The organism is Pseudomonas sp. HY2-MNA-CIBAN-0224 (assembly GCF_040310285.1).
Taxonomy (GTDB): domain Bacteria; phylum Pseudomonadota; class Gammaproteobacteria; order Pseudomonadales; family Pseudomonadaceae; genus Aquipseudomonas; species Aquipseudomonas helleri.
Genome location: NZ_JBEOPQ010000004.1, coordinates 141,687 through 150,916 on the forward strand (window position 1 = coordinate 141,687; position 9,230 = coordinate 150,916).

General features: G+C 56.6%; 10 protein-coding genes. 9 read left to right on the forward strand and 1 reads right to left on the reverse strand.

Features of this window, described 5'->3' with window-relative positions; all coding sequences use genetic code 11:
* The first annotated feature begins 170 nt into the window (after positions 1-170).
* From AAEZ03_RS04615 to cyoD, 5 genes are all read left to right on the forward strand, one after another.
* Positions 171-2,444, forward strand: a complete 2,274-nt coding sequence (locus tag AAEZ03_RS04615) for an FdhF/YdeP family oxidoreductase (protein WP_350576502.1) — start codon at positions 171-173, stop codon at positions 2,442-2,444.
* Between the two features lie 131 nt (positions 2,445-2,575).
* Entirely contained in the window at positions 2,576-3,520 is a 945-nt protein-coding gene (locus AAEZ03_RS04620; RefSeq protein WP_350576505.1) for a COX aromatic rich motif-containing protein, read from the forward strand.
* Between the two features lie 11 nt (positions 3,521-3,531).
* Positions 3,532-5,643, forward strand: coding sequence for a cbb3-type cytochrome c oxidase subunit I (locus AAEZ03_RS04625; protein ID WP_502947893.1), 2,112 nt, complete (start codon positions 3,532-3,534; stop codon positions 5,641-5,643).
* Positions 5,640-6,272 (forward strand): cytochrome c oxidase subunit 3, encoded by a 633-nt coding sequence (locus AAEZ03_RS04630; RefSeq protein WP_153332732.1) that lies wholly within the window; start codon positions 5,640-5,642, stop codon positions 6,270-6,272. Before AAEZ03_RS04625 ends, AAEZ03_RS04630 begins: the two co-directional genes overlap by 4 nt.
* The gene (gene cyoD, locus AAEZ03_RS04635) at positions 6,269-6,604 is read left to right on the forward strand and encodes a cytochrome o ubiquinol oxidase subunit IV (RefSeq protein ID WP_350576511.1); all 336 of its coding nucleotides are present in this window, start codon (positions 6,269-6,271) and stop codon (positions 6,602-6,604) included. The genes AAEZ03_RS04630 and cyoD overlap by 4 nt, the downstream gene beginning before the upstream one ends.
* A gap of 276 nt (positions 6,605-6,880) precedes the next feature.
* Here the strand turns inward: cyoD and AAEZ03_RS04640 are convergent, their stop codons facing one another.
* On the reverse strand, positions 6,881-7,396 hold the full coding sequence (locus AAEZ03_RS04640) for a DUF1440 domain-containing protein (protein WP_153375044.1): 516 nt from the start codon (positions 7,394-7,396) through the stop codon (positions 6,881-6,883).
* Positions 7,397-7,608: 212 nt separating this feature from the next.
* Here AAEZ03_RS04640 and AAEZ03_RS04645 point away from each other — a divergent pair, with 212 nt between their 5' ends.
* From AAEZ03_RS04645 to AAEZ03_RS04660, 4 genes are all read left to right on the forward strand, one after another.
* A complete protein-coding gene (locus AAEZ03_RS04645) occupies positions 7,609-8,052 on the forward strand; it encodes a hypothetical protein (protein WP_153336140.1) in 444 nt (147 codons plus the stop codon).
* A gap of 59 nt (positions 8,053-8,111) precedes the next feature.
* Positions 8,112-8,660: a DUF2867 domain-containing protein gene (locus AAEZ03_RS04650; RefSeq protein WP_350576516.1), complete on the forward strand. Its 549-nt coding sequence runs from the start codon at positions 8,112-8,114 to the stop codon at positions 8,658-8,660.
* On the forward strand, positions 8,657-8,953 hold the full coding sequence (locus AAEZ03_RS04655) for an IS3 family transposase (RefSeq protein ID WP_048369378.1): 297 nt from the start codon (positions 8,657-8,659) through the stop codon (positions 8,951-8,953). The genes AAEZ03_RS04650 and AAEZ03_RS04655 overlap by 4 nt, the downstream gene beginning before the upstream one ends.
* A partial coding sequence (locus AAEZ03_RS04660; protein ID WP_350576518.1) for an IS3 family transposase occupies positions 8,950-9,230 on the forward strand: 281 nt, incomplete at its 3' end. The genes AAEZ03_RS04655 and AAEZ03_RS04660, both read left to right, overlap by 4 nt.

Genomic DNA, 9,230 nt, shown 5'->3' on the forward strand with positions numbered 1-9,230 from the left:
CACACGCTGGGGCATTCTTGACAGATCAATAGGGCTTACCTATGGTCAATCGAACCGCTAATAACCTTATAAAAAACAGACTTATAACCGTGAGTCAGTTTGTTGGTGTGCGCCCGGATTCAGGCTCAACGCTGTCGTAGAGCGTGTTTTTTGGGGTTCAAGGAGTGAACATGTCCAAGCAAGGAAAGGTCGAGGGTATTCGTGATTACACAGCGCCTGCCGGAGGATGGGGCGCGTTAAAGGCCACTGCGAATGCCATTCGCGAACAAATGGAGAATGTGCAGGCCGTCAGCACGCTCCTGAGAACCAACCAACCCGATGGGTTCGATTGCCCTGGTTGCGCCTGGCCTGACAAAAAGCACAGTTCAACTTTCGAATTTTGTGAAAACGGCGCCAAGGCTGTGACGTGGGAGGCGACCAGCAAACGTGTGACACCGGAGTTTTTTGCCGAACACACGGTCAGCGCTCTGCTCAATCGCAGCGATCACGAGCTGGAAAACTACGGGCGCCTGACCTGCCCGCTGGTGTATGACCGCGCCTCTGACACGTTCAAGGCGGTGGCCTGGGACACGGCGTTTGAACGTATTGGCGAGGTCTTGCGCAGCCTCGACCCCACTCAAGTTGAGTTCTATACCTCGGGTCGAGCCTCTAACGAAGCGGCTTATCTGTTCCAGTTATTTGCCCGCGGTTTGGGCTCTAACAATTTCCCCGATTGTTCCAATCTGTGCCATGAACCCACCAGTGTCGGCCTGCCGCAATCCATCGGTATTGGTAAGGGCACGGTGTCTCTTGATGATTTTGATCTGTGCGAGTTGGTCATTTCTATTGGCCATAATCCGGGCACAAATCACCCGAGGATGATGGGCACTTTGCATGAGGTGTCACGCCGCAAAGTACCGATCCTGGTGTTTAACCCTATTCGAGAACGCGCACTGGAGACCTTTGCCGACCCGCAGAACATGGTTGAAATGGCGACCTACGGTTCAACACCGATTGCCTCCACCTACCTGAATGTCAAAGCAGGCGGTGACGTGGCTGCGGTTAAAGGGGTGATGAAAGCTGTACTGGAACTTGAGGAGCGTGTCGGTGAAGTGCTGGACCACGCGTTTATCGCGACTCATACCCACGGCTTTGAAGCACTGAAAGCAGACTTGGTCGCGACCGAGTGGTCGCTGATCGAACGCCACAGCGGGCTCACCCGCGCAGCGCTGGAACAGGTTGCGGCGGCCTATGCCAAATCCAATGCCACCATTATCACGTACGGTATGGGCATCACCCAGCACAATGCCGGCACCGAAAACGTGCGCTCGCTGTGTAATCTGCTGATGCTGCGCGGCAATCTGGGTAAACCGGGAGCCGGCATATGCCCGTTGCGCGGGCACTCCAATGTGCAGGGCAACCGCACGGTGGGCATCACGGAGAAACCCTCGGCGAGCTTTCTGCAAAAAATTGAACAGACCTTGGGCTTTAAGCCCCCTGCTGCCCCGGGCCACAACGCGGTGCAAACCATGCAAGCCATGGTTGCCGGAACCTCAAAGGCGCTGATTTGCCTGGGCGGAAACTTTGCCGTGGCGCTGCCCGACCCCGAGCAATGCTTCCCGGCCATGAAACAGCTGGACCTGAGTGTGCATATCGGCACCAAATTGAACCGCTCACATTTGCTGGTCGCGAAAGAGACCTATATTTTCCCCTGCCTGGGCCGTACAGAACTGGACCTGCAAAATGGCATCGCGCAAGCGATTACCGTCGAAGACTCGATGTCCATGGTCCACGCCTCTGCCGGACGCTTGCCGCCCGCCTCCGAGCACCTGCGTTCAGAACCGGCGATCGTGGCCGGGATGGCAAGCGCTGCACTGCCTCATTTGTCGATTGCGTGGCCGGAGCTTGTGGCCAATTACGACCTGATCCGTGACCTGATCGAAAAAACCATCACGGGTTTTGAAGACTACAACCAGCGAATCCGCGTGCCCGGCGGCTTCAGATTGCCCTTGCCGCCTACCGAACGCATTTGGCACACGCCCTCCGGTAAAGCCGAGTTTTATGTGTACCCAGGTGTGGATGAAGACTGGGTGGTGCAAGGCGAGGATGTGTTACGGCTCATGACCTTGCGCAGCCATGATCAATACAACACCACTATTTACTCCATGGATGACCGCTACCGGGGCGTCTTCGGCCGACGCGATGTGCTGTTCATCAGCGCGCAAGACTTGCAGGCACGCGGCCTGGCCCACGGCGATCTGGTGGACATCGAGACGGTCACCTCGGGCCGGCAGATGCGTTACGAGAAACTGACGGCCGTGGAACACGCCATCGCGCCCGGCTCGGTGGCCGCTTACTACCCGGAAGCCAACTGTTTGATTGCCCTGGACAACATTGACCCGCAAAGCGGTATTCCGGCTTACAAATCAGTGCCGGTGCGGGTCAAACGCTCCAGCCTTAACTGACACACTGTACCGATCAATCACCCGGCAGTCGCCTGACGAACCCTGCACTGGAGGTCATCTGAACGCATGCCTTGACTAAAGCCTCCTCAACAAAGCGCTGATCAAGTTGTAAGACTCAAGGAGATTACCGCGTGAAAGGAATCACACCCTGCGCTCTGATTGTCTCGGGCCTTCTGCTGCCCGCACTGGCGCAAGCCGCTCCATCTGCTGACACGGCGATCGCCAACGCCGGTTTTATCGACGCCGCAGGCCCGATTGCGGCCGCGCAATTTGAGCACTTCAAGACGATTATTTCGCTGATGCTCATCGTCGTCGTGCCGATATTTATCCTCGTCCCTTGGGTGCTGTGGCGTTATCGCCGCGGCGGTCGGGGCGCTTATCGGCCTGACTGGGATTTCAACTGGGGTAATGAAGCCGTTTTGTGGGGCATACCGATCATTCTGATCATTGTCCTCAGTTCGGCGCTGTGGGCGCACACGCACAAATATGACCCGTACCGCCCTCTCGGCAGCGACCCGCTGGACATTGAAGTGGTCTCGCTGGACTGGAAGTTCCTGTTCATCTACCCGCAGCAAGGCATCGCCACCCTCGACTACCTGGCACTTGAGCAAGACCGCCCGGTGCGCCTCAAGCTCACCAGCGGCACGGTGATGCAGTCCTTCATGATCCCGCAACTGGCCGGGCAGATTTACACCATGGCCGGCATGACCACGCAATTGAACCTGATGGCGGACCGCGCCGGTGAGTACCGGGGGCGTAACACTCAGTACAACGGCGATGGCTTTGCCACTCAATCATTCCCCACGGTGGTGATGCCGGCCGGGCAATTCGACGCGTGGGTCCGTGACACCCGCCAAAGCGCGCAGACACTGGACCTGAGCACTTACCAAGAGCTGCTCAAACCCAGCATCGAGCATGCGCCGCGCTATTACGGCAGTGTCGAAAACGGCTTGTTCGAGCGGGTTCTCGGCAGTTTCACCGGCGGCCATGGTCACGCCAAAGCGGCTAGCGCGCAGGCAATACAAGGGCATGAACAGCATCTTCAACACACCCGCACAAAAGGGGCAGAACAGTGAGTTGGGAGACTATTTTCGGGCAACTTAGCTGGGACTCACTGGTGTTTGCCGGTGCCATCAAGCACCCCTCAACCAGCGAATTCGTGGCGTCCGGGGCGGGCAGCATTGTGATTCTCGGCGCGATCGGTGTGGTGGTTTTGCTGACCGTCATGCATTGGTGGAAGCCGCTGTGGCGAGACTGGCTGACCAGTGTCGACCACAAAAAAATCGGCATCATGTACATCGTCATCGCCCTGGTCATGTTCTTGCGGGCCTTGATCGAAGCGGGCGTGATGCGTTCTCAGCAACTCGCGGCCGCCGATGGCGCGGGGTATCTCTCGGCTGATCACTTTGGCCAGCTATTTACCACCCACGGCACGATCATGATTTTTTTCGTGGCGATGCCGTTTGTCACCGGCCTGATGAATTACGTGATGCCCCTGCAGATCGGCGCGCGCGATGTCAGCTTCCCGCTGCTGAATGCGATTTCGTTGATGCTGACGGCGGCAGGCGCGGGTTTGATCATGGTCTCGTTAGTCGTCGGCGAGTTCTCAACCGGCGGCTGGAGTGGCTACCCGCCCTACACCGGCATTGAGTTCAGCCCCGGTGAAGGCGTGGATTACTGGATCTGGTCAGTCACCCTGGCATCGATCGGCTCAACCCTGACCGGGCTCAACTTTGCCGTGACCCTGTACAAACAGCGTTGCCCTGGCATGTCGATGTTTCGCATGCCCTTGTTCTGCTGGACCACGCTGTGCACCTCGATTTTGATGATCTTCGCCATGGCGCCGCTCACGGTCGCGACGATCATGCTGGCGCTGGATCGCTACGTCGGTTTCCACTTCTTCACCAACGGTGACGGCGGAAACATGATGAACTTTGCCAACCTCTTCTGGCTGTTCGGGCACCCGGAGGTCTACATCCTGTTGCTACCGGCCCTAGGCGTGTGGTCTGAGGTGGTCTCGACGTTTGTCGGCAAACGGATCTACGGCTACACCTCGCTCGTCTACGCCACCATGTGCATCGCGGTGCTCTCGTTCGGCGTGTGGCTGCATCACTTTTTCACCATGGGCCAAAGTGCCAACGTCAACGCCATTTTCGGTATTGCCACGATGATCATCGGCATTCCGACCGGGGTTAAGGTATACGACTGGATCCTGACCATGTACCGCGGCCGAATCCGCATCACCACGCCGATGCTGTTTCATATCAACTTTCTGCTGACCTTTGTCCTCGGCGGCATGACCGGCATTCTGCTGGCCAACCCCACCGTCGATTTTCAGGTGCACAACTCGCTGTTTTTGATCGCGCACTTCCACAACATGATCATTCCGGGCGTTCTGTTTGGCATGTTTGCCGCCGTGCAGTACTGGTTCCCGAAAGCCTTTGGCTTCCGCTTGCACGAGGGCTGGGGCAAAGCGGCGTTTTGGTCGATGGCACCCGGCTTTTTACTGGCGTTCTTCCCGCTCTACTGGCTCGGCATGAATGGCGCGCCACGGCGCACGGTGATGTGGTCTGATCCGTCGTTCACCCCTTGGTTTGCCCTGGCTATGCTCGGCGCCGCATTGCTGCTGCTCGGCACGGTGTTCTTGCTGGTGCAGATCGCCGTGTCGATCCGCCAGCGCCGCCAACTCACGGTGCTGCTGGGCGATCCGTGGGACGGGCGTTCGCTGGAGTGGTCGATCCCCTCCCCTCCACCGGCGTGGAATTTCTCGGTCATCCCTCACGTCGACGGCCGCGACGCGTTTACCGAAGCCAAGAAAACCGGTCAGGCCTATCGCTCGCCCGCGGCCTACAGCGACATCGAAGTCCCGCGCAACTCCATGGCGGCGCCATTGATCGGCGCCTTCAGCTTCACCCTGGCGTTTGGCTTGGTATGGCATATCTGGTGGCTGGTGGTGTTCTCGTTTGTCGCCGCTTGGGCCGTGGTGATCGCACGTTCGTTTGTCTCACAAACAACCGAGATTATTCCGGCAAGCCGCGTCGAAGCGGAACACGAAGCCTTTTTGGCTGCCGTACGGGCCACGCCCGGCGTGACCCGCGACCTGGAAATGAGCCCGAAAAACCGGGGCAAGGCCGCCCCGGACAGAATCGGGCAGCCCGGCCAGAAACTCCCTGATGACGTGTTGGAGTCAGCCCTATGAATGCGCCCCACTCTCTGCACCCCGGGGTGAACCTGGACGTGACAGACCGCGAGAGCCACGCCAAAGCCTCAGAAGTCATCTTCGGGTTCTGGATTTTCCTGATGAGCGACCTGGTGCTGTTTGCCGCGCTCTTTGCCACCTATGCCGCCATGAGCAGCCAAGGCATCGCCCATGGCCCGACGCCTGCCGAGGTCTTTGACCTGGGCTCGGCCTTTATCGAAACGCTCTTGCTGCTGTTGTCCAGCTTCACCTTTGGCTTCGCCATTTTGGCCATGAAGTACAGCACCAGCCGCGCCCGCCTTCTGGGCTGGTTGGGTCTTACCGCCGTGCTAGGAGCGGCCTTTGTGGCGTTCGAACTCCACGACTATTACGTGATGATCGAAACCCACGATGCGTGGCCGCAAACCAGTGGCTTTCTGTCCGCCTACTACTTATTGACCGGCACCCACGCCGTGCACGTGTCGGCCGGCATCCTCTGGATGATCGTGCTGGCGGTGCAAGTGATGACCCTGGGGGTCAATACACCGGTCAAACTGCGGCTTTTACGCCTCGCCTTGTTCTGGCACATGCTCGACATCGTCTGGGTCGGGATCTTCACCTTCGTCTACCTGTTCGGAGTCGCCACATGAACCCAGAAACCTCATCGAGCAACACTGTCCAGGCGCAACCGGGCAACGAGCAGCGCAACTATTGCATCGGCCTCGTGTTGGCCCTGGTCCTGACCCTGATCGCCTTCGGCCTGGTCTGGCTCAAGGTCGTCACAGGCACCCAGGCCCTCGCGGTATTAGGCTTCCTGGCGTTGGTGCAAGTGGTGGTGCACTTGCGCTTTTTCTTGCACATCGACTTGGGCAAATCACACCGCGATGACCTGATGCTCATACTGTTTACATCGTTGATATTGCTGTTGATCGTTGCAGGGACGATCTGGATTTTGTGGGACCAACATGCGCGCATGATGTAAAAGCGCAGACGAAAAAAAGGGTGACCGGTTGAGGTCACCCTTTTTTGTTGTTCGAAGAAGGCTTAAACACCTGCGCAGCGTAAGCCGACTCACTAAATCAAAGTGATTGATCCCAGTTAGTCATCAAAAAACTGAACACGGCAAAGGCAATAAAAATAATTAAAAACACATGCTTTTTTTGAACCCGGCTTTTCATACTGCTCCCCTTTTGGTCTATTTCTGTCTTTTATAACCGACTGGCGCCAGACCGTCATCGCCAGTCGCAGGAAACTGAATTTATAACTGATTGCGTGGAATGCTATAGCGACGGTCACGCCTGACCGCCTCAATCGTCCAAATCCAGAACGCCGTGCCGACAAACTCCGAAATCAGCGCTTGCGAACCCGCCAGCCACAACCACCCCGAAAGCCCCAACAACGGCACGACCAGACCGTGGGCAAACACCGAAACGCCCACGCCAAAACCAACACCGTGCAGCATTCTTGCTCGGGGCAAAAACTCCACCGCCACGCAATAAATTATCGCCATCACGATAGAAAACAGGATATGAACACCATTACCGCCCCAGTTGATGCTGTACCCCATCCACTCGTAGGTCATGAGATCCACGTTAAAACCCAGCTTTTCCAGAAGCACGACCGGGGGCGGCGTGGTACTGAGTGTTCTGGGCGGAATCAAAGTCTCAAAGCCCGACTTCACCAGCGCCGATATAACGCCAGCCACAATGCCGGCCCAAATGGCCAACTCTATGTTTCTTTCTAATTTGGGTCTCACTGCCAATAACGTTGACATTAAATAACTCCATATCCTTATCGAGTAACGTGCAGTACCACCGTTATTAATACGCACACGCCTGCGCAGAGGATAACTGTAGTCGATGTTTTTTTCCTTTGCCGGATCATGACGCCTGCAAAGAGCTGATCCAGAGTGAAGCCAGCATGGCAGGAGCGAGCTACAATCCTGCTACCTCTTACGCTGAGTGTCTGTTATCGGAGCCCTGCGACATGTCAGATACCAATATCGATAAATTCAATGACTTGGCTGGCAAAATTTTTGCCGAGCTGTACGAGCACTTCCCGATCCCCTACGACCTCGTCGCAAAAAAACTGGCGACGCCCACCTTCACCTCTGAAGGCAACGACCTGTGCCTGCTGGAGCTGCCCGCAAGCGACGCTGATTTTTTTAATGCCACCGTCCGCTGGCTCATCGGCACCGGCTACCTGACTGGCGAGATATGCCCCGACACCCAAGTCTCGGGAGCCGTCCTGACCTTAAAAGGCCTGGAAGCCCTGAAATCAACGCCACATTGCCTAACCCACGGGCTTTCAATCCGCCAGCGCCTGGCCGAAACCATGAAAGAAGGCAGTAAAGAAACACTCAAAAGCGTGCTGGCCGAAGAAATCGCCCTGGGCGCCAAACTCATTACCCCTGTGGTAGAAATTCTCTAGGGTATGTAGGGCTCAAGACGTTGTGATAAATAAAATCAGCCCACTGAAAGGGAAATAGTTTGGCCATCACCTCCCCTGCACCCACACTGCGCGCGCCGTCCGAACTTGACTACTACCACATCAGATCGGTCCAACTCCCGGTGCACATTAGCCCGCTTGACGCCTGGAACATCATCACCGCCGACTCGGGGCTGCTCATGCGAACAGCGTTCCAGATAAGGGACGCGATCTCCGCAAAATTTGGCGTAAAACGGATCGGCGGTTTCACGGGCGCCGAGCGTAAAGACGTACACGTCGGCGATCATCTGGATTTCTTTCTGGTAGAACACAGCGACCCGCACATGCTGATCCTGACCGAGCGCGACAGACACCTGGACGTGATGATCTGCATCTCGATCGTAGATCGCTTACTCACCATTACTTCGTCGGTTGTCACCCATAACCTGTATGGGCGTATTTATATGGTGCCGGTGGGGGTGGCGCATAAGGTGATTGTGGGGAGTTATGTGAGGCGTTTGGCGCGGGTGGTTGGGGGTGGATTGTGGTGGTCTAATTTCCCCGGACACCTCGATAGGTGGAAAATACATCTATCGAGGAACTCTCCATGACTAAAAAACGCAAAACATTCGATGACAGCTACAAGCTGGAAATCGTGAAGATGATCAAGGATCAAGGGCTGACCGTTCCACAGGTTTGTCGAGATCAGAATATCGGTGAAACAGCTGTACGACGCTGGGTGCAGCAGCATGATGCCGAGCAATTGGGGCAGGCTGGGATTGGTAAGCCGTTGACGGCTGAGCAACAGCGCATCCGGCAGTTGGAGCAAGAAAACCGGCAGCTCAAGATGGATAATGACGTCTTAAAAAAGGCTACGGCCTTCTTTGCCCGCGAGCTGAAGTGACGTATCGACTGGTTCGGCAACTGCAACAGAAGGCTTATTCGGTGGCGTATCTCTGTCGTTTATTGAGCGTCAGTCGATCCGGTTTCTACGAAGCACAGAAGCGTGCTGAGGCGCCTGCTCAGAAGAGTTGTCCTGTCCTTGTGCAGCTCAAGGCCTCGTTTTCTGCGAGTGGTGGCTGCTACGGTAGTCGCCGCTTGCGCAAGGTTTTGCAGGCCCAGGGCATCGAAGTGGGGCTTTATAAAATCCGCGGGCTGATGCGTTCAAATGGCTTGCGCTC